Source organism: Halomonas sp. SIMBA_159, assembly GCF_046536035.1.
In the GTDB taxonomy this organism is placed as follows: Bacteria; Pseudomonadota; Gammaproteobacteria; order Pseudomonadales; family Halomonadaceae; genus Vreelandella; species Vreelandella venusta_A.
The window spans coordinates 1-243 of record NZ_JAWJBT010001393.1; the positions used below are offsets into that span (position 1 = coordinate 1).

Here is a 243-nt window from a genome sequence, read left to right on the forward strand (position 1 = left end):
TTGTCAGCGCACAAAAACAAAAAAGGCCAGCTAATTAGCCGACCTCTTTATAAAACAGGAATTAGTAGTTACCTGAACCCTGTGTTCCGGTATCTTTTTCTGCCTGTATACGCATGTAGATCTCTTCACGGTGAACAGACACTTCTTTCGGCGCATTAACACCGATGCGAACCTGATTTCCCTTTACGCCAAGTACGGTCACGGTTACTTCGTCACCGATCATTAGCGTCTCACCTACGCGAC

The 243-nt window shown here is 46.1% G+C and carries 1 protein-coding gene; it reads right to left on the reverse strand.

Annotated features, from left to right (window positions below; translation table 11 throughout):
- Positions 1-61 precede the first annotated feature (61 nt).
- Positions 62-243, reverse strand: a 182-nt coding sequence (csrA, locus tag R0J87_RS23820; protein ID WP_498889492.1) for a carbon storage regulator CsrA, incomplete at its 5' end; no start/stop codon positions are given.